Annotated in this window: 21 protein-coding genes; 7 read left to right on the top strand and 14 right to left on the bottom strand. The window is 70.6% G+C overall.

Annotation, left to right across the window (positions count from 1 at the left end):
• Positions 1-127: 127 nt before the first annotated feature.
• Positions 128-847, bottom strand: coding sequence for a peptidyl-tRNA hydrolase (locus JIX56_RS09915; protein ID WP_257538922.1), 720 nt, complete (start codon positions 845-847; stop codon positions 128-130).
• 70 nt (positions 848-917) lie between these two features.
• On the opposite strand from JIX56_RS09915, the gene JIX56_RS09910 reads away from it, so the two are divergent.
• Positions 918-1844 (top strand): ABC transporter ATP-binding protein, encoded by a 927-nt coding sequence (locus JIX56_RS09910; protein ID WP_257538920.1) that lies wholly within the window; start codon positions 918-920, stop codon positions 1842-1844.
• On the top strand, positions 1844-2515 hold the full coding sequence (locus JIX56_RS09905; RefSeq protein WP_257538919.1) for an ABC transporter: 672 nt from the start codon (positions 1844-1846) through the stop codon (positions 2513-2515). The genes JIX56_RS09910 and JIX56_RS09905 overlap by 1 nt, the downstream gene beginning before the upstream one ends.
• Before the next feature lie 12 nt (positions 2516-2527).
• Here the strand turns inward: JIX56_RS09905 and JIX56_RS09900 are convergent, their stop codons facing one another.
• The 8 genes from JIX56_RS09900 to JIX56_RS09865 form a co-directional block, all read right to left on the bottom strand.
• Complete coding sequence (locus tag JIX56_RS09900) at positions 2528-2722, bottom strand: hypothetical protein (protein WP_257538917.1); 195 nt, start codon at positions 2720-2722, stop codon at positions 2528-2530.
• A 34-nt stretch (positions 2723-2756) separates the two neighbouring features.
• Positions 2757-3623 carry a polysaccharide deacetylase family protein gene (locus JIX56_RS09895; RefSeq protein ID WP_257538915.1) on the bottom strand — a complete coding sequence of 289 codons (867 nt, stop codon included), beginning with the start codon at positions 3621-3623 and terminating at the stop codon, positions 2757-2759.
• Positions 3624-3819: 196 nt separating this feature from the next.
• Positions 3820-4197, bottom strand: a complete 378-nt coding sequence (locus JIX56_RS09890; RefSeq protein ID WP_257538913.1) for a peptidase inhibitor family I36 protein — start codon at positions 4195-4197, stop codon at positions 3820-3822.
• A 53-nt stretch (positions 4198-4250) separates the two neighbouring features.
• Positions 4251-4790 (bottom strand): hypothetical protein, encoded by a 540-nt coding sequence (locus JIX56_RS09885; RefSeq protein WP_257538911.1) that lies wholly within the window; start codon positions 4788-4790, stop codon positions 4251-4253.
• A gap of 56 nt (positions 4791-4846) precedes the next feature.
• Entirely contained in the window at positions 4847-5224 is a 378-nt protein-coding gene (locus JIX56_RS09880) for a hypothetical protein (protein WP_257538909.1), read from the bottom strand.
• A gap of 11 nt (positions 5225-5235) precedes the next feature.
• Complete coding sequence (locus tag JIX56_RS09875; RefSeq protein WP_257538907.1) at positions 5236-5619, bottom strand: peptidase inhibitor family I36 protein; 384 nt, start codon at positions 5617-5619, stop codon at positions 5236-5238.
• 26 nt (positions 5620-5645) lie between these two features.
• Positions 5646-6452 (bottom strand): winged helix-turn-helix transcriptional regulator, encoded by an 807-nt coding sequence (locus tag JIX56_RS09870; protein WP_257538905.1) that lies wholly within the window; start codon positions 6450-6452, stop codon positions 5646-5648.
• Positions 6453-6722: 270 nt separating this feature from the next.
• The gene (locus tag JIX56_RS09865; RefSeq protein ID WP_257538903.1) at positions 6723-6977 is read right to left on the bottom strand and encodes a hypothetical protein; all 255 of its coding nucleotides are present in this window, start codon (positions 6975-6977) and stop codon (positions 6723-6725) included.
• Between the two features lie 131 nt (positions 6978-7108).
• On the opposite strand from JIX56_RS09865, the gene JIX56_RS09860 reads away from it, so the two are divergent.
• Positions 7109-7513 carry a hypothetical protein gene (locus JIX56_RS09860; RefSeq protein WP_257538893.1) on the top strand — a complete coding sequence of 135 codons (405 nt, stop codon included), beginning with the start codon at positions 7109-7111 and terminating at the stop codon, positions 7511-7513.
• Positions 7514-7713: 200 nt separating this feature from the next.
• Here JIX56_RS09860 and JIX56_RS09855 read toward each other — a convergent pair whose 3' ends face one another.
• The 5 genes from JIX56_RS09855 to zapE all read right to left on the bottom strand — a co-directional run bounded on the left by JIX56_RS09855 (position 7714) and on the right by zapE (position 14365).
• Positions 7714-9117 (bottom strand): PhoX family protein, encoded by a 1404-nt coding sequence (locus JIX56_RS09855; RefSeq protein ID WP_257550805.1) that lies wholly within the window; start codon positions 9115-9117, stop codon positions 7714-7716.
• A 114-nt stretch (positions 9118-9231) separates the two neighbouring features.
• A complete protein-coding gene (locus JIX56_RS09850; protein ID WP_257538883.1) occupies positions 9232-10071 on the bottom strand; it encodes a slipin family protein in 840 nt (279 codons plus the stop codon).
• A gap of 326 nt (positions 10072-10397) precedes the next feature.
• Positions 10398-11882, bottom strand: coding sequence for a SulP family inorganic anion transporter (locus JIX56_RS09845; protein ID WP_257538881.1), 1485 nt, complete (start codon positions 11880-11882; stop codon positions 10398-10400).
• A 41-nt stretch (positions 11883-11923) separates the two neighbouring features.
• Complete coding sequence (locus JIX56_RS09840) at positions 11924-12502, bottom strand: carbonic anhydrase (protein WP_257538879.1); 579 nt, start codon at positions 12500-12502, stop codon at positions 11924-11926.
• Between the two features lie 717 nt (positions 12503-13219).
• Positions 13220-14365 (bottom strand): cell division protein ZapE, encoded by a 1146-nt coding sequence (gene zapE, locus JIX56_RS09830; RefSeq protein ID WP_443031798.1) that lies wholly within the window; start codon positions 14363-14365, stop codon positions 13220-13222.
• On the opposite strand from zapE, the gene JIX56_RS09825 reads away from it, so the two are divergent.
• The 4 genes from JIX56_RS09825 to msrB all read left to right on the top strand — a co-directional run bounded on the left by JIX56_RS09825 (position 14364) and on the right by msrB (position 17850).
• The gene (locus JIX56_RS09825) at positions 14364-15266 is read left to right on the top strand and encodes a pyrimidine reductase family protein (protein ID WP_257538863.1); all 903 of its coding nucleotides are present in this window, start codon (positions 14364-14366) and stop codon (positions 15264-15266) included. The two genes, zapE and JIX56_RS09825, sit on opposite strands and share 2 nt — an antisense overlap.
• A gap of 121 nt (positions 15267-15387) precedes the next feature.
• On the top strand, positions 15388-15843 hold the full coding sequence (locus JIX56_RS09820) for an indole-3-glycerol phosphate synthase (RefSeq protein ID WP_257550804.1): 456 nt from the start codon (positions 15388-15390) through the stop codon (positions 15841-15843).
• Between the two features lie 200 nt (positions 15844-16043).
• Positions 16044-17429 (top strand): UDP-N-acetylmuramate--L-alanine ligase, encoded by a 1386-nt coding sequence (gene murC, locus JIX56_RS09815; RefSeq protein WP_257538861.1) that lies wholly within the window; start codon positions 16044-16046, stop codon positions 17427-17429.
• 13 nt (positions 17430-17442) lie between these two features.
• Complete coding sequence (gene msrB, locus JIX56_RS09810) at positions 17443-17850, top strand: peptide-methionine (R)-S-oxide reductase MsrB (RefSeq protein WP_257538859.1); 408 nt, start codon at positions 17443-17445, stop codon at positions 17848-17850.
• Positions 17851-17896: the final 46 nt, after the last annotated feature.

Here is a 17896-nt window from a genome sequence, read left to right as displayed (position 1 = left end):
GGAGTTGTTCAACGAGCTTTGAACGGGCTGAGTACGTCCAGCTCGGGCGGACACGATTCAACGGGGCCCGGGGCGGCCCCGGTTGCCCCGGCGGTCTTCGCCCCGCCCGCCCGGGGAGCGGACGCCCTCAGCCGCGCAGGGCCTGGTGGTCCGCCACCACCGTGCAGGAGCCGGGGGCGACCTCCGTGAAGCCCGCGTCGCGGACGAGGGGGAGGCCTGCGGTGGTGAGGGCACCCCAGTGGGCGGGGGCGGCGGTGCGGACGGCGAGCGGGAAGCCCGCGTCGCGCCAGGCGGTACGGGCCGCGTCGGAGAGGTCCCACCAGGCGAGTTGGGCGCCGTGACCCGCCTGGGCCATGGCCTTGCCGGCCGACATGTCGATCTCGGGGTTCAGCCACAGGACCGGGGCGGCGGGATCGGGATCGGCCGGGGGCTCCGGGTCGTCGAGGTCCGTGCCGGAGACCTGGAGACGGGCCAGGTCCTTGGGCCAGCCGTCGAGCGGGACGGGCGGGAAGACACGCACCTCGGCCGACTTGCCCGTCACCGTGATCCCGGGCAGCGCTTCGGCCCGCCGCCACTCCGCGCCGCGCGCCCGCCGCACCACCTTGCGGATGCGGGCGTCCTGCCAGCTCCGCATCGCCTCGGCCCACTCGCCGTCTCCCACCGACCGCGCGTCGCTCAGCATCACCAGCACCGCCCGCGCCGCCGTCTCCAACGCGTCCGTACGCGCCGGGGGAGCCGCCCGCTCGATGCGTGCGACCAGGGGCAGCACGAACTGCGGCGCCTCGTCGCGCGAGGTCCGCTCGTCCCGGAAGGGGCTGTCCTGGGAGTTCGGGTCACCGGTGCTCACCCGCCCAGTCTGCCAGGCGGCAGATGCGTTCCCTCCCCACGTACTTGCTGGGTTGTACGAGGATGAGGGCATGGAACGTGAGTTACTGCTGAGCCTTGAGGGTGTCGGCCGCCGTTACGGCTTCCGCGGCCCCTGGGTGCTGCGTGACATCGGCCTGGAGCTCGCCCCCGGCGCGCTGATCCGGGTGGAGGGCGCGAACGGCACCGGCAAGTCGACGCTGCTCCGCGTCCTCGCCGGCATCGACGCGCCCACGGAGGGCCGGGTGACGGGGCGCCCGCGCACGGCGTACGTTCCCGAGCGCTTCCCCGCCGCGCTGCCGTTCACCGCGGTCGAGTACCTCACCCACCTCGGTGCCGTCCACGGCCTGGACCGTCCGGCCGCCGCCCGCGCCGCCGACGAGTGGCTGGAACGCTTCGGGGCCGCCGAGTACGCCCGTACGCCGATGGCGGAGCTCTCCAAGGGCAGCAGCCAGAAGGTCGCCGTGGCCCAGGCCCTGCTCGCCGAACCGGAGTTGCTCGTCCTCGACGAGGCGTGGACCGGCCTGGACACCGACGCCCGCGAGGAGTTGGAGCGCCTGGTCGTCGAGCGCACGACCGCCGGGGCCGCGGTTGTGTTCGTCGATCATGACCCGCGCCGACTGGCCGGGGTGCCGGACGCGACGTACGCGGTGGTCGGGGGTGGGCTCAACTTCCGTGCAGGCGAAGGGACTTCACGGGCGGAGGCGGGCGACTCCTCGGCAGCCGTCTCCGTCGTCGAGGCGAGAGGGCCGTCGGGCGCCCGAGTTCCGGACGTCATCGACAAGTTGACTACGGCAGTCGAGGAAACGGGCGCCGGTGCACATCGGTTCACCGTGCCGGAGGCCCGGTCGGACGCGCTGCTCCGGGCGTTGCTCGGCGCTCGTCCGCCCTGGCATGTGGTGAGCGTGGGGCCGGGGCCCGAACCGACCGACTCACCGGCGCCGGTGGAACCGGCAGAACTGGAAGTGGAAAGCTCCTGATGACCGCCCTCCTCCGTTACCAGGCCGCGCTGCTGCTGCGCTCCCAGCGCTGGCTGCCGCCCGTCATCCTGTACGCGGCGTTCCTCGGCATCGGTGTGCGGAACGGGCAGCCGGTGCTCGACTCGCTCGGCTACACGGCCGCCGCGCTGCTGCCGGTGGCCGCCTGGCTGATGCGGATCTGCGCCACCAACGAGCCACCGGCGGCCCGCAGTTGTACGGGGGCGGCGGCCGGACCCGTCCGGGCGCACCTGGCCTGCGTCCTGGTCGCGTTCGCGACGGCGGCGCTCCTCGGGACGGCGGCCACGGTCGTCGTCACGTTCATCAGCGCCCCCACGAGCACGGACCACCAGACGCGCGTCGAGGCGCTTCCGGCGGGCGGCGCCGGACTCCTCGCCGCCCTCACCTGCGCCCTCCTCGGCACGGCCGTCGGCGCCCTCACGAACTGGCCGCTGCTGCGCTCGCCGGGCCGGGCCGTCCCCGCCCTCCTTCTCGGCGTGCTGCTGACCCTGGTGATGGCCGGTTCCCCGGCCCGGGTGGCGATCACCGCCCTGGTCGACGGCTCGCGGCACGCGATCGTCCCGGCCCCCGTGCTGCCTCTGGCCGCAGCCGGACTCCTCACGGCGGCCGCCACCGCCGTGGCCTGCGCCCTGACGACCCGCCGCGCCGCCTGAGCGGCCCGCGCCTCAGCCCGAGCAGGCGATCCGCTCGGCCTCCCGCCACTCGCACACCGGGCACAGGGTGATGCCCTTGTACGACTCGGGATACTCGGTCGGCTTCTGGCACAGCACGCACTCGGCGAAGGGCGGACCGTCGGCCGTGGCCCGCGCTGCGGTCGGGGCCGGTTCCTGGTTCGGTTCGGTGCCGCAGTAGTCACTCATACATCCAGCGTAGAGCGGTCGTGCGGGGAGGGCTTCAGGGTGCCGTCGCCGCTGTCGCCCCGACCAGCTCCGACACCTTCACGAACCGGAAACCGCGCTTCCGCAGCTCCGGCACGATCTTCCGTACGGCCCTCTCCGTGACCGGCGCGGCACTCCGTGTGCAGTGCATGACCACCACGGACCCCGGCCGCACCCCGTCCAGCACCTCCCGCGCCACCTCGTCCGCGTCCGTCGCGAACGCGTCCCCGCTCACCACGTCCCACTGCACCGCCGTCACCCCGGACGCGCTCAGCCGCCGCAGCGCGCGCCCGTCGTAGCAGCCGCCGGGGAAGCGGAAGTAAGGCATCGGGTCCGTCACCCCCGCCTCACGGAACACCCGATAGGCCCGCTCCAGGTCCGCCCGCATGCGCTCGGGCGCCATCGTCGGCAGGCCGTAGCACTCCTCGGTGAAGGCGTGGTGGCTGTACGAGTGGTTCGCGACCTCGAACAGGGGGTCCCGCCCGATGGACCGTGCCTGGATCGGGTACTCCTCGACCCACCGCCCCGTCATGAACACCGTGGCCGGAACCTTCAGCTGCCGCAGCGCGGCGATCAGCTGCGGATTGTCGAACCGTTCGCCCGCGGCCGCCCTGTCCCCCTGATCCGCGGTCATGTCCGCGTCGAAGGTGAGCGCGACCGTCTTGTCGCCGCGCGTCCGGGGGCCGTGCTCGAACACGGGGGTCAGTCCCGCGGGGCCCGGCGCGAGCGTGGGCGGACGGGACGCGGACACCGCCGAGGGGCGGGCCGTCGCGGTGGCCGTGACGATGCGGGTCGAGGCGTGCGGTGTGGCGCAGGCGGCGAGGGCGGCGCCGAGTGCGCAGAGCGCGGACAGCGCGGCGACTCTTCGTGCGGGAATGGTCACCGCACGAACGTAAAGGGGTGAGGTCTAGCGATTGTCTGTTTAGCTGCGCATTTGCGGGGAGTTCGGCCCGAAGTCACCCGCCCGGGTGATGAAGGAGGCCCGGGCGGCGGGGGAGAGGGCCGGCTCGGGGCTCGCGGTGAGCTGGGAACACGCGTGTACGGCGCCGGGCCGTACACGCGTGGTCAGGCTGCCGAGGTCAGCACCAGTCGACGTACAGGCCGATGTGGGTGATCTTGTCGTTGTAGGCGTCACCCACGTGCGCGAAGTTGTACCCGGGCGGCAGGCAGCGGTGCTCGCCCCTGGCGTTCCAGATGTGGGCGTAGTACGGCGTTCTGTTGATCACGGACGAGGCCGTCCACGAGGGTTCGTGCGAGGTGATGCTGAGCTTCGTCGACAGCTTGAGCTGGTCGTCCCACCAGTACAGCCGCTTCCCCTCGAAGTTCGGGTCGGCGAAGAAGCAGAGCTGGGCCTCCTTGCAGTCCGAGGCCTTGGCTTCTGCGGCGGGGGCGCCGAAGCCTATTGTCATGAGCATGGCAAGAGGTGCGGTGAGGGCGTACGCGAGCTTTTTCTTCATGGGGATGGTTCTCCGTTGCGCGTGTTCGGTGGTCTCGTCCTGGGCGGGTGGGGTCACGCGGCGCCGGTGTCCCGGGCGTCCCAGACCATGGAGTCCGTGGTGGCCACGTCACCGGTGATGCGGCGGGTGCTGTAGTCGCAGTTGCTGTTGCGGCGGGTGACCTCGGTCTCGACGCGCCAGGTGCGGATGTGGCCCGTGACCGAGACCTTGCGCCAGGCGGCCACCTGGATACGGGCCTGCTGGAGACCGCTGGTGGTGTGCTCCTCGGTCACCGTCTTGGAGACGCCTGCTGTGAACACGGCCTTGAAGAGCTGCCAGTCGCCGCGGTACTCCTTGCTCGTGGTGCGGGTGTCGGTGATCGACCGTTCCAGGACCAGGGTCTGCACCTCCCCGGTACGGTTGCGCAGCTCGCCGTTGGTGACCGGGTTGAGGATCTCGCGCTTGCTGATCACCTTCGCGCGGGTGAAGCTGCTGCAGTCGGCCGCCGCGCTTTCGGCCGCCTGTGCGGGAACCGTGAGGCCGGTCAGCGCGACGCCGGTGAGGACGCCGCCGGCGAGGAGTGAGCGAAGGACGCGGGGGGTGGTGACCTTCATTTCCTGTCTCCTGAGATGTGTGGGAACCGGAGGAAAGGCTGAGATGTTTGCCGTCGTCAGCAGGCCGGAAGGCCGCCGTTCCAGTTGGTGATGACGATCTGGCCGATGTTGTCGTTGATCCCGCCGGGCAGGTTCGCCTCGCGGCCGGGATAGACGTGGCAGGACCGGCCGCCGCTGTACGCCTTGACGTGCACGAAGCTGCTGGACGCGTTGACGACGTTCGAGCCCGTCGTGCGGGTGCGGTAGTTGATCCGGTAGGTGCCGTCCTCGGCGCCGGTCCACACGGCCAGGCCGCCGTGGTTCGGGTGCTCGAAGACGCAGGCCAGCTGGAGGCCCCGGCAGTCGTCGTAGGGGGCGGCGGAGGCCGGTGCCGAGGCGAGGCCGACCAGTCCGGCCGCGGCGGTGAATCCGGCGAGTGCCGTGGTGACGCGCATGTTCATCAGCCTCAGTAGTTGTAGTCGCAGGTGGAGTCGGCGGGCGGGTTGATCTCGATGGCGCTGAGCTTGTCGTCGAAGCCGTCCGGCAGATCGCGGACGGCGTGACCGCGGGCGACGCACAGCCCCAGGAACTCGTTGTCGCCGACGATCCTGACCTTGTACGCGGTGCGGTTGACGACCGAGGTGGTGGCCCGCACGGTGCCCGTGAAGCTGTAGTAGCCGGGCCGGCTCTCGGTCCACACCGGGGTGCCGCCGTAGTTGACGTGCTTGAAGGCGCAGATGACACCGAAGTCCGGGCAGTCGCTCACCGCCGCCGCGGACGGCGTGGCCGTACCCGCGACCAGGGCGGCCGCGGCGACGGCGGTGCCGGTCAGAGCCGTCAGTGCTCGCATGGGCTTCACCTTGCTTGCTCCTTTGGTCAGGCCGTTGGGCTTGTGATGACCACTTCAGCAGCAGCGGGCACGGTGATCCTTAAAGACGGATTAAGGGATTCCGGAGCGGGTGCGGGTGCGGGTGCGGGTTCGGGAGCGGCCAGCAGATAGCCCACGCCGCGCACCGTGCTGATGAGCGACCGGTCGGAGTCGGCGAGCTTGCGGCGCAGCGTGCAGATGTAGGCCTCGACGATGTTGGACTCGCCGTTGAAATCGTGGTGCCAGACATGGTCGAGGATCTCCCCCTTCGGTACGACCTGCCCCGGGTGGGTCGCCAGGAGGCGCAGGATGTCGAACTCCGTTGCGGTGAGGGGGACTTCACGCCCGTGCCGCAGGACACGGCGGCTCTCCGGAAGTATCTGGAGTCCTGACGCGGGACCCGGGGGAGAGCCCGGCGCCGAGCGCCTGCTCAATAACACCTGGATCCGCAGCGCCAGTTCGTCGGGGAGGCAGTCCTCGTGCGCGTAGTCGTCGGCCAGGCTGAGCTCCTCCGCCCGGCACGGGCCGCTGGTGAGGAAGAGGATGCCGGGCCGTTCCGGCTGCTGTCGCAGTGCGCGTGCCAGGGCCATGGGGTTCCAGGAGGCCTCGGACGGAGCGACCGCCAACAGCACCACATCGGGCGGCTGTTCCTGTAGCTGTCCTAAGGCGCCGACGCCGCCCCGGGGCAGGGCGACGCTCATGCCCGCGGAGCGCAGATGCCGGTACAGCCGCAGCGCCTGCGAGAGCTTGCCATGGGCGACGAGGACCCGGGTGGTCCCGTCGCCGTCGGACACTGAAGTGGGGGGTGTGTCCATGTGGTTCACCGGTCCATGTCGAGCGGGCGCCGGTGAGACGCCCGCGTGACGAGCTGCCTGTCCGAGTGGATGCGCGCGGTCATGTCCGACGCCGCCGGTGGGCCGACGACGGAAACAACCGAACGGATCATGGACAGTGAAGCGGGGACCGATCAGAGGTGCGTGGGAGGCTTCTCAGGAAAGGAACAGAAAAATCTACGGGGGGAGCATGGCGACCTGGGAACGAGCGGATGAACGGCAATCGCCGCCCAGCCGCTCGCGGACCCACGGTCATTCGGTGGCGGCGAGCTGCTCCTGGCTGTCGGTGTTCGGTCCGTCCGACGGCTGGGACTTCGGCTTCTCCCTGATCGTCAGCGAGACGAGCACGGCGAGGAGGCCGAGGCCGCCCAGGATGAGGAAGACGGTGTCGATACCGCTGCCGATGCCCTCCAGGATCGGGCGGGCGATCCTGGGATCGAGGGTGCCGAGCACCGAGGTGTCGTCGAGGTCGATGCCCGAGGTGCCGTTCCCCAGTCCGGTCAGCACCTCCTGGTCCGCCGCGCTGGAGCGTGCCCATGGTGACGGCCAGCGCCGCCATGATCCAGACGGAGGTGTCCACGCCGATGGTGCTCAGCGCCAGGTAGGTCGCGCTGAGCGTGGCCAGACCGCCTGCCAGCATGAACTTGTATCGCTCGGTCCTGGCCACGATCGGGCCGGAGAACTTGGCGCCCAGGGTCGTCGCCAGCGACTGCGGGAGCAGCAGCAGCCCCGCCGTGGTCGGCGACATGCCCTGCACGATCTGGAGGAAGAGCGGCAGGAACGTCATCGAGGTGAAGGCGCCGACGCCGCCGATGAAGTTGACCACGTTGACCCGGGTGAACGCGCTGTTGGCGAAGAGCCGGGGCGGCATCAGCGCCTCGTCCCCCATGCGCCGCTCCACGAGCAGGAACCACACCAGGCCGGACCCACCGAGCGCGAACAGCCCCAGCGAGAGCGCGGACGTCCACCCCCACTCCTTGCCCTGCTCGGCGACCAGCAACAGCGGCACCAGGCCGACCACGAGGGCGGTGGCGCCCCAGTAGTCGACGCGCTGCTGGACGCGTGTGTGCTTGAGCGTGAACAGCTTGCCGACGACGACCAGGGTGATGAGGCCGATCGGCAGGTTGACCAGGAAGATCCAGCGCCAGCCCTCGATGCCCAGAAAGCTGTCCAGGCCCGCGAAGAGCCCGCCCACGGCAAGCGGTCGCGCGATCAGGCCTTGCGGCGGTCGGTCACGTCCAGATCATGTACGACGCCACGGCCCCGTCACCGCGAACGTCGTGCCCGGGGTGTAGCAGTTGACGTACATCGTGTCGCCGTCGGGAGAGAAGGTGACGCCCGCGAACTCGCCCCATTCGGGGGCGGTGGGCGTGCCACCCGCCGAGGTGGCGGCTGATGTGATCGCCTGGGCGTTGCGGGCCATGGCGTAGACGTGGCCCTGGCGGGTGACGCCGTAGATGTGCTGGGTGCCGTTGCCGTCCTCGCAGACCATGAGCCCGCCGGTGGGGGCGAGGCAGATGTTGTCGGGGGATTCGCCGGGGAGCTGGATGTCCGTGGCGGGGCCGAAGACGATGACGAGGGTGAGGGTGTGGTGGTCGGGGTCGTAGCGCCAGATCTGTCCGTAGTGGTCGGCGGCCGAGCCGTCCGCGCTGCGGGCGAAGGAGGAGACGAAGTAGACGCATCGGCCGCCCCAGTAGCAGCCCTCCAGTTTCTGGGCGTGGGTGATGCCGTGGGGGCCGAAGTCCTGGTGCCGGATGGGGGTTTGGGCGGCGAGGGGGTCGGGGACGTCGACCCATTCGATGCGCTCGAAGCAGGCTCCGGGGTCCTGGACCGAGGACAGATCCGGTACGCCCGGGACGCGCATCGCCTGGAGGTGTCCGCCCGCGCGGAGTGAACCCAGGCCGCCCTTCGGCTTGTCGGGGAGGAAGCGGTAGAAGAGGCCGAAGGGTTTCTCGAAGGCGTCCTCCGTCTCGTAGACGATGCCTCGGTGGGGGTCGACCGCGATCGCCTCGTGCTGGAAGCGGCCCATCGCGGTGAGGGGTACGGCTCCGGAGCGGTGCGGGTTCGTCGGGTCCACCTCGAAGACGAAACCGTGGTCCTTGGTGTAACCGTTGGTGCCGGCCTGGTCCTCGGTCTCCTCGCACGTCAGCCAGGTGCCCCAGGGTGTGGGGCCGCCCGCGCAGTTGACCGCGGTGCCGGCGAGGGCGACGCGCTCGGAGAGGACTTTGCCCCGGGCATCGAGCGTCAGGGCCGTACAACCGCCCTTGCCCATCGGGTCGTAGGTCAGGCCCTTGACCGTGGGGACCGGGATGCGGCCGTTGTGGCGGTTCTCGTGGTTGCGGACCAGGTGGACGAGGCGAGCACTGCCGTGTCTGCCGGGGAAGGCGGACATTCCGTCGTGGTTGCTGGGGACCTGGCCCTCGCCGGAGCGGAGGGGATCGCCCTCGCGGGACAGCACCTGGTAGCGGAAACCTTTCGGCAGGTCCAGCAGACCGTTCGGGTCGGGGATCAGCGGGCCGTAGCCGCCGGAGTGGCCGAGGCCGCTCTGCGCGGCCGCCGTGCCCGCGAAGAGTTCGGACAGGGCTCCGGTGAACGCGATGCCCGCTCCCAGGGCACCGGTGCGGGCGAGGGCCTGGCGTCGGGTCACTGACACGGGACGACCTTCCTGTTGGCGGACAGGATGTGACCCGCCTGTGTGTATCACGCGGTTACGGCCGCGTGAACCACGCGCGTAGAGGGAGGCGGCGGAGTCGTCCGGGTGTCACTCGGTCGGAGGGGGAGGGGAGGGGGGCGGCTGGGTAAGTGGGTGGGGCCGCGGAGGGGCGGTGTCCGGTGGGGGGCCTGCCTGCGCTCGTTCCAGGAAGCGGAGCAGTTCCACCGGGAAGGGGAGTACGAGGGTGGAGTTCTTCTCGGCGGCCACCGCCACCACCGTCTGCAGCAGGCGGAGTTGGAGCGCGGAGGGGGTGTCGGCCATCTGCTGCGCCGCCTCGGCCAGCTTCTTGGAGGCCTGCAGCTCGGCGTCCGCGTTGATGATGCGGGCGCGGCGTTCGCGGTCCGCCTCGGCCTGGCGGGCCATGGAGCGTTTCATGGTCTCCGGCAGGGACACGTCCTTGATCTCGACGCGGTCGACCTGGACGCCCCAGCCGACGGCGGGGCTGTCGATCATCAGCTCCAGGCCCTGGTTGAGCTTCTCGCGGTCGGAGAGGAGGTCGTCGAGGTCGCTCTTGCCGATGATCGAGCGGAGGGAGGTCTGGGCCATCTGGGAGACGGCGAACTTGTAGTCCTCGACCGTGATCAGGGCGCTCGCCGCGTCGACGACCTTGAAGTAGACGACCGCGTCGACGCGCACGGTGACGTTGTCGCGGGTGATGCCCTCCTGGGCCGGTACGGGCATCGTCACGATCTGCATGTTCACCTTGCGGATGTGGTCGATGCCGGGGACCACCATGGTGAAGCCAGGGGTTCTGGGCTGGCCCCGCAGACGGCCGAGGCGGAAGACCACGCCGCGTTCGTACTGCTTGACGATTCGGGCCGCGGCCGCGACGTACACGAGGGCGGCGGAGCCGACCGCTGTGGCGGCCACGAGTAGCTCTTGGACCATGACGACCCCCTTTGAGCCGTCCCGTATCGCTGGGAATACAACGATATGCCGGGGGTGGGGGGCTGGTCGACTGCCGTGGGGGAGGGGTGAGCGGGGGCGGGTGGGTCGAGTGGGTGCCCGGGGGTTGGGGCTGGACGGGGGTGGGAGGCGCTTGCCGGCGCTGACAGGGTGCCGCTGCGCCCACCCGTGCCGCCCCAGCGGCACGATTGCCCGCAGCTAGGGCAGCTAGGGCAGCTAGGGCAGCTAGGGCAGCTAGGGCAGCCGGGACAGCCGGGACGGTCTGGTGCCCCGGTCCGGAGACCGGGGCACCAGGCCCTGCATCAAGGTCAGGACGTTCCCGACGTCACCTTCTCCGGTTCCGGGACCGTCATTTTCACCGGTTCCGTGCCGGTCGCGCTGTGGCGGGCCGCCCAGTTCTCGAGGGCGGTGCGGCAGGCGTGGTCGAGGTGGTGGAGGCCGGTGAGGTGGAGTTCCACGGGGCGGTCCTGGGGGAGGGACTCCAGGTTGTCCAGGATCTTCGGCAGGCGGAGGAAGGTCGCGTTGCCGGAGAGGTAGGCCTGGACGGGGCCGGCGCCCTTGTCTATGACCTCCAGCTTGATGTGCGAGGCCTCCCAGGCGGTCTTGGCCACGGAGAGGGCCAGACCGATCAGTACGCCCTCGAACATGTTCACCACGACGATCGCCACGGCCGTGACCACCAGGATCAGCGCCTCACCCCGGTGCGCCCGCCACAGGGAGACGATCTCCCGGAACGGGATCAGCTTCCAGCCCGCGTGGACGAGGATGCCGGCCAGGGCGGGGAGCGGAATCAGGGCGAGGGCGCCCGGCAGCAGCGCCGCGAAGAGCAGCAGCCACACGCCGTGCAGCACCCGGGACGCCTTCGTCTTCGCGCCGGCCTGGAGGTTGGCGGAGCTGCGGACGATCACCGCGGTCATCGGCAGCGCGCCCAGCAGCCCGCACACCGTGTTGCCGGCGCCCTGGGCCATCAGCTCCTTGTCGTACTCGGTGCGCGGACCGTCGTGCATCCGGTCCACGGCCGCCGCGCTGAACAGACTCTCGGCGGAGGCGATGAGCGTGAAAGCGAGGATCGTGCCGAGGATCGCCACGTCCGCGAGCTGACCGAAGGCGTCGAGTCCGGGAGGCTGGACGGCGTCCAGCAGGCCCTTCACCTCGACGTTCGCCACCGGCAGGCTGAAGGCGACGGTGGCGAGGGTGGCCAGGACCACCGCGGCCAGCGCGCCGGGTACCACCTGGACCTTCTTCGGCAGCCGCTTCCACAGCACCATCACCGCGATCGTGCCCGCGCCGAGCGCGAGGGAAGCGAGGGCCGCTGTGCTGCCCATGGCGTCGACGAAGGCCCCGGGCAGGCCCGTGATCTTGCCGAGGCCGGAGGCGGGGGCCTTCAGGCCGGCCGCCGCGTAGAGCTGGCCCGCGATGATCACGAGGCCGATACCGGCGAGCATGCCCTCGACGACGGATACGGATATGGCGCGGAACCAACGGCCCAACTTCAGTGCGCCCATGGCGAGTTGAAGCAGACCGGCGGCGAGCACGATCACTCCGAGGGCGGGCAGCCCGAACTGGCGCACCGCCTCGAAGACCAGCACGGTCAGACCGGCCGCCGGGCCGGAGACCTGCAGGCTGCTGCCGGGCATCAGACCGGCGACGATGCCGCCCACGATGCCGGTGACCAGGCCGAGTTCGGCCGGCACCCCGGAGGCGACGGCCACGCCCACGCACAGCGGCAGCGCGACCAGGAACACGACGAGCGAGGCACCGAAGTCCTGTCGTAGGTAAGGGAACTTGGACATGGGAGAGGTCTTGGAAGTCATCGCAGACACCTGGCCGCCGCTCACAGGGTCTCGAACTTGTCGGTGTCCGCGCGGTGTTCGCGCACGGCACCGGTGTGGACCTCGTAGTACCAGCCGCGCAGCCGCAGCCGGCCGTCCGCGAGGCGCTTCTCCACACAGGGGTAGGAGCGCAGGCGCAGAAGCTGGCTGAGGACGTGGTTCTGGACTCCGTCCGCGACCGTGGGGTCCTCGACTGCCCCTTGGGGGCGCGGTGTTGCGTTGGTCAGCCAGTCGCGTACGGCGGGTACGGCGGTCAGGTCGTCGCCGCGCACCAGGGCACCGACGGCGCCGCAGTGCGAGTGTCCGCAGACCACGATGTCGGTGACGCCGAGGACCTCCACGGCGTACTCGATGGTGGCCGTCTCACCGGTGGGGCGGTCGGAGGTGTACGGGGGGACGATGTTGCCGGCGGTGCGCAGCTCGAAGAGCTCGCCGGGGCGGGCGCCCGTGATCAGGGCCGGGACGACCCGAGAGTCGGAGCAGGTGATGAACAGGACCTCGGGGGACTGGCCTTCGGCCAGCCTGGCGAACTCCTCAGGGCGCTGTCCGAACGTGCGGGCGTTGTCGATGAGGGGCTGCATGATGTGGTGACTCCTCCTGGCGCGCCTCGGCGGCGCGTCGGGCTTGCACGACAAGAGTGTGGGGGGGGGAACAGGCTCCGCGGCTCAGCAGCGGAAGACCTGAAGGGCGGCCGGGGTGTGGGCCGTGAGGGATCTCGACGCCCGGTGGTACCGGGTCGAGGGCCGTTCCGGTTCGCTCGCGGCCGCCGGGTTCTCCCCCAACGGCGAGCGCGCGGGCGCCCCGGGAACGGTCTGGCTGACTGTGCGGTGCCGGTCGCGTGTGCGGGCAGGACCGGTCGGGTCCTGTGAGGGTGCACACGTGCGGTAGGTGACGGCTTTGTCACGCACCGGCTTCGCTGTGAGGGTGTTTCCGGGCTCGGCTTTGGCCTTGACATGACCAAGCGTGTGCGCTGCTGCGAAGGATGCCGTGGGAGTGAAGAACGTGAGGCTGAGCAGGACGGCGGCTAGGGCCGAAAGGACGGTCCGGGTCGTCGTACCTCGCAATATGAGCCTCCCCACTGGCAGTTCTCGCTGTCTCCCGCACGTCGGCACTTGCTCGACTTGGTCAACCGATGGTCAACCGCTGGTCAAGAAACACGTTAGCCCTGCAAAGTTGTTTGCAGGGTTAACTTAACGTTGCAAGCTGAAGAGAGCCTGAAAAGCGAGGTCGGGTTGGCTGGAATCAGCCCTTGACCTGGGGGAGTTCGCCCGGGAGGAGTACGGCCGGTGCCGGTGGGCTCAGTGCTCCACGAGTCGCTTGGCGTCGCGTGCGAGGGCGGTGAGGCGGGAGATGGCGCGGAAGTACTTCTTGCGGTAGCCGCCGTTCAGCATCTCCTCGCTGAACAGTTGGTCGAAGGGCAGCCCCGAGGCGAGCACGGGCACCTCGCGGTCGTACAGCCGGTCGGCCAGGACCACGAGCCGGAGCGCGGTGGACTGGTCCGGGATCGGCTGGACATCCGTCAGGCAGACCGCCTTCAGGCCGTCCGTGAGGGCGCCGTACCGGCTGGGGTGGACCCGCGCCAGGTGGTCCAGCAGATGCGGGAAGTCGTCGAGCGAGGCGCCCCCGGTGGCGTACGCCGCCTTGGTGACCTCCTCGTCGGAGAACGGTGCCGGGGCCTCGGGCAGACCGCGGTGGCGGTAGTCCTCGCCGTCGATGCGCAGGGCGCGGAAGTGGGCGGACAGGCCCTGGATCTCGCGCAGGAAGTCGGCCGACGCGAACCGGCCCTCACCGAGCTTGCCCGGCAGCGTGTTCGAGGTGGCGGCCAGTGCCACGCCCGCGTCGACGAGCTTGCCGAGCAGGGTCGACACCAGGACGGTGTCGCCCGGGTCGTCCAGCTCGAACTCGTCGATGCACAGCAGGCGGTGCCCGGAGAGGGTCTGGATCGTCTTCTGGAAGCCGAGCGCGCCGACCAGGTTCGTCAGCTCCACGAAGGTGCCGAAGGCCTTGAGGGACGGTTCGGCCGGGGTGGCGTGCCAGAGGGAGGCGAGGAGGTGGGTCTTGCCGACGCCGTAGCCGCCGTCGAGGTAGACGCCGCGGGGGCCGGCGGGGACCTTGGGGGCCTTCGCCCTTCCGAAGCCGAGGAAGCCGCGCTTGCCGGTGCCGGTGGCGTGCGCCCCGCCGAGACCCGCCGCGAAGCCGCTCAGGACGCGGACGGCCTCGGTCTGGCTCGGCTGGTTCGGGTCCGGGATGTACGTGGCGAAGCGGACCGAGTCGAAACGCGGCGGCGGCACCATCTCGGCGACGAGCCGGTCCGCGGGGACATGCGGCTCGCGGGTGCACAGGGACAGGGGAGCCGCTTCGGGTATCGGACCGAGTCCGGACACGGTGGCTGAGGACGACGACACGGTTACCGAGTCTAAGGGTCGTGCCACACTGCACGACATGCGACGCCTGTTCCCTGTGACCGAAGAGACAGCGGCCCGGACACCGGAAGTGACCGGTGGTGCGCATGCGGCTGAGGTGCGCATGTCGGGTGAGGGTGGGGGCCCGGTCGGTGCTCCGACGCCAGGTGGGCGTGAGCGGCCGGGTGCGGCCGGGGGAGCGGATCTCGTCGACCGGGAGTGGAGTCTCGACGAGCTGGCGGTGGCGTACGCCTATCCCGAACCCGCGCCGGGCGGTCGGGAGCCGTGGCTGCGGGCCAACATGGTCTCCACGCTCGACGGCGCGGCCCAGCACGGCGGGCGTTCGCAGCCGATCTCCAGCGACGCCGACATGCGGATCTTCGGCACGCTGCGGGGGCTCGCGGACGTGGTGATCGTCGGTGCGGAAACGGTACGCCAGGAGGGCTACCGTCCGGCACGCGCGCGTGAGGCGTTCGCGGAGGCCCGCCGGGCGGCCGGACAGACGCCCGCCCCGGCCGTCGCGGTGGTGAGCGCCAGCCTGGATCTGGACTTCTCGCTGCCGCTGTTCGCCTCGCCGTCCGTCCCCACCATCCTGCTGACCGGCGCCGCCGCGGCCCCCGACCGGGTCGCCGCCGCCGAGAAGGCCGGCGTCCGGGTGGTGGTCGCCGGTGACGGCATGGGCGTCGAGCCGGCCCGTGCCGTACGCGCCCTCGCCGACCTGGGGCTGACCCGGCTGCTCAGCGAGGGCGGCCCCCGGCTGCTCGGCCAGCTGATCGCCGCCGATGTCCTCGACGAGCTGTGTCTGACCGTGTCGCCGATGCTCACGGCGGGGGACGCGCAGCGGATCGCCGGGGGCCCCTCGGTGCCCGTGCCCAAGCGCTTCGCGCTGGCGTCGCTGCTGGAGGAGGCCGGGTTCCTGTTCGGTCGTTACCGTCGTACGTGAATGCGGGCGGAATCGGCCGTTCCGTTTAGCTTTCGCCGGGCACACTAGAACCCTGAGGAGTGAGGGCCCGCGGGGCCCTCCGAGGAGAAGGGCGCCTGTGGTGTCGTTCACGAGCGTATTGATGATCGAGAAGGCCCTGACGTCCGCGGACGTGGAGTTCGTCACGACCCTGCACGGCGACGAGCCGGCCTCCTTCCACGTGCTGCTCCAGCCGCGGGGCAATCAGGCCGACCGGTTGCTGCGGGCCATCGACGACCTCGCCCTCGGTGAGCTGGACGAGGCGGCGCGGGAGGGGGAGACGCCGGAGGGGGAGCAGGCGCTGGACGAGGGGGAACGGGCGCTCGAGGTGTCGCTGCAGGCGTTGCGGGCGAGCGGGAGTGCGGCGGAGGGGCGGTTGATCGCGGATCATCCGCTGGATGTGCTGAAGTCCGTGGTGGAAGAGGTCGAGGCCGATGAGGTTCTGGTGCTGACCGATCCCCACTACGTGGAGGAGTTCTTCCATCGGGACTGGGCGTCGCGGGCTCGGCACAAGGTGGGGGTGCCGGTGTTGAAGCTGTTCTCGCACAGTCGGGTGTAGGTCGGTTCGAGCGCCGTAGGGGCTTGGGGTGGTGGCGATCTGCGGGTCGTTCGTGGCCGGTCGCGCAGTTCCCCGCGCCCCTTGAGGGCGCGGCCCTGGGCCAGCGGCTTTTAGGCGACCTATTGCGTAGGCAATAGGCTGGGGGCGCTCTGTCCCGCGGAGCGTGAAACGTCCTCGAACCGTCACTTGGGAGAACACGCATGGCACCCGGCCTTCCCAGCGCCATGGAACGACCGCACTTCATCGGGATCGGTGGGGCCGGGATGTCGGGGATCGCGAAGATTCTCGCTCAGCGTGGGGCCAAGGTGGCCGGGAGTGATGCCAGGGAGTCGGAGACGGCCGAGGCGTTGCGGGCGCTCGGGGCGACCGTGCACATCGGGCACGCGGCCGAGCATCTCGCGGACGACGCGACGTGTGTGGTCGTGTCGTCGGCCATTCGGGCCGACAACCCCGAGTTGGCGCGCGCCGCCGAGCTGGGGATTCCCGCGGTGCACCGGTCGGACGCGCTCGCTTCGCTGATGGACGGGCTGCGGCCGATCGCGGTGGCCGGGACGCACGGGAAGACGACGACCACGTCCATGCTGGCGGTGTCGTTGGGTGAGCTGGGGCTGAAGCCGTCGTACGCGATCGGTGGGGACCTCGACGTGCCCGGGTCGAACGCGCTGCACGGGGACGGGGAGATCTTCGTCGCCGAGGCGGACGAGAGCGACCGGAGCTTCCACACGTACGCGCCCGAGGTGGCGATCGTCCTCAACGTGGAGCTGGACCACCACGCCAACTACGCGTCCATGGACGAGATCTACGAGTCCTTCGAGACGTTCGCGGGGAAGATCGTGCCCGGTGGCACGCTGGTGATCTCGGCGGATCAGCAGGGCGCGCGGGAGCTGACCTCCCGGCTGTCGGGGGTGCGCGTGGTGACGTACGGCGAGCGTGAGGACGCCGACGTACGGGTGCTGTCGGTGGTGGCGCAGGGGCTGAAGAGCGAGGTCACGGTGGTGCTGGACGGGCAGGAGCTCGTCTTCACGGTGTCCGTGCCCGGACGGCACTACGCGCACAACGCGGTGGCCGCGCTGGCTGCGGGCGTCGCGCTCGGAGTGCCGGCGGCGGAGCTGGCGCCGGCGCTGGCGGCGTACACCGGGGTGAAGCGGCGGCTGCAGCTGAAGGGTGAGGCGGGGGGCGTCCAGGTGATCGACTCCTACGCGCACCACCCGACCGAGATGACCGCCGACCTGGAGGCCATGCGGGCCGCGGCCGGGGACGCGCGGATCCTGGTGGTCTTCCAGCCGCACCTGTTCTCCCGCACCCAGGAGCTGGGCACCGAGATGGGACAGTCCCTGGCGCTGGCGGACGCGTCCGTCGTCCTCGACATCTACCCGGCCCGTGAGGACCCGATCCCCGGTGTGACGAGTGAGCTGATCATCGATGCGGCGCGGAGCGCGGGCGCGGACGTCACGGCCCTCCACGACAAGGCGGAGGTGCCCGCCGTGATCGCGGGAATGGCGAAGCCGGGCGATCTCGTTCTCACCATGGGCGCGGGTGACGTGACGGACCTGGGCCCGAAGATCCTGGACCGTCTTTCGAGCTGAGGGGCTGACGCTCATGTCGTACGACGTCGAGAAGCCGGACGAGCAGTGGCGCGCGGAGCTGACGCCGGCCGAGTACGCCGTGCTGCGGCAGGCCGGCACAGAGCCCGCGTTCGTCGGTGAGTACACCGACACCAAGACCAAGGGCGTCTACTCCTGTCGCGCCTGCGGTGCCGAACTCTTCACCTCCGACACGAAGTTCGAGTCGCACTGCGGCTGGCCGTCCTTCTACGACCCGAAGGACAGCGACGCGGTGGAGCTGCTCTCCGACCGGTCGCACGGCATGGTGCGCACCGAGGTGCGGTGCGCCCGGTGCGGCTCGCACCTCGGGCACGTCTTCGAGGGCGAGGGGTACGCGACCCCCACCGACCAGCGGTACTGCATCAACAGCATCTCGCTGACGCTGACCACCGACGAGGGCTGAGACCCGGCCGGTCCCTGAGGGCTGACTCCCGGCCGGTCCCTGAGAG

The organism is Streptomyces sp. CA-210063, assembly GCF_024612015.1.
Lineage (GTDB): Bacteria > Actinomycetota > Actinomycetes > Streptomycetales > Streptomycetaceae > Streptomyces.
The sequence above is the reverse complement of the archived record's forward strand: the minus strand, read 5'-3'. Positions and strand labels throughout refer to the sequence as shown.

What these genes read in the sequence shown, in the direction of transcription:
- JIX56_RS09820 (WP_257550804.1), top strand. Translation starts at nt 15,388, where the DNA reads ATGATCGAGAAGGCCCTGACGTCCGCGGACGTGGAGTTCGTCACGACC.
- JIX56_RS09850 (WP_257538883.1), bottom strand. Translation starts at nt 10,071, where the DNA reads ATGGTCCAAGAGCTACTCGTGGCCGCCACAGCGGTCGGCTCCGCCGCC.
- JIX56_RS09825 (WP_257538863.1), top strand. Translation starts at nt 14,364, where the DNA reads ATGCGACGCCTGTTCCCTGTGACCGAAGAGACAGCGGCCCGGACACCG.
- JIX56_RS09910 (WP_257538920.1), top strand. Translation starts at nt 918, where the DNA reads ATGGAACGTGAGTTACTGCTGAGCCTTGAGGGTGTCGGCCGCCGTTAC.
- JIX56_RS09880 (WP_257538909.1), bottom strand. Translation starts at nt 5,224, where the DNA reads ATGCGCGTCACCACGGCACTCGCCGGATTCACCGCCGCGGCCGGACTG.
- msrB (WP_257538859.1), top strand. Translation starts at nt 17,443, where the DNA reads ATGTCGTACGACGTCGAGAAGCCGGACGAGCAGTGGCGCGCGGAGCTG.
- JIX56_RS09860 (WP_257538893.1), top strand. Translation starts at nt 7,109, where the DNA reads ATGAACTTGTATCGCTCGGTCCTGGCCACGATCGGGCCGGAGAACTTG.
- JIX56_RS09885 (WP_257538911.1), bottom strand. Translation starts at nt 4,790, where the DNA reads ATGAAGGTCACCACCCCCCGCGTCCTTCGCTCACTCCTCGCCGGCGGC.
- JIX56_RS09870 (WP_257538905.1), bottom strand. Translation starts at nt 6,452, where the DNA reads ATGGACACACCCCCCACTTCAGTGTCCGACGGCGACGGGACCACCCGG.
- murC (WP_257538861.1), top strand. Translation starts at nt 16,044, where the DNA reads ATGGCACCCGGCCTTCCCAGCGCCATGGAACGACCGCACTTCATCGGG.
- JIX56_RS09840 (WP_257538879.1), bottom strand. Translation starts at nt 12,502, where the DNA reads ATGCAGCCCCTCATCGACAACGCCCGCACGTTCGGACAGCGCCCTGAG.
- JIX56_RS09900 (WP_257538917.1), bottom strand. Translation starts at nt 2,722, where the DNA reads ATGAGTGACTACTGCGGCACCGAACCGAACCAGGAACCGGCCCCGACC.
- JIX56_RS09890 (WP_257538913.1), bottom strand. Translation starts at nt 4,197, where the DNA reads ATGAAGAAAAAGCTCGCGTACGCCCTCACCGCACCTCTTGCCATGCTC.
- JIX56_RS09875 (WP_257538907.1), bottom strand. Translation starts at nt 5,619, where the DNA reads ATGCGAGCACTGACGGCTCTGACCGGCACCGCCGTCGCCGCGGCCGCC.
- zapE (WP_443031798.1), bottom strand. Translation starts at nt 14,365, where the DNA reads ATGTCGTGCAGTGTGGCACGACCCTTAGACTCGGTAACCGTGTCGTCG.
- JIX56_RS09845 (WP_257538881.1), bottom strand. Translation starts at nt 11,882, where the DNA reads ATGTCCAAGTTCCCTTACCTACGACAGGACTTCGGTGCCTCGCTCGTC.
- JIX56_RS09905 (WP_257538919.1), top strand. Translation starts at nt 1,844, where the DNA reads ATGACCGCCCTCCTCCGTTACCAGGCCGCGCTGCTGCTGCGCTCCCAG.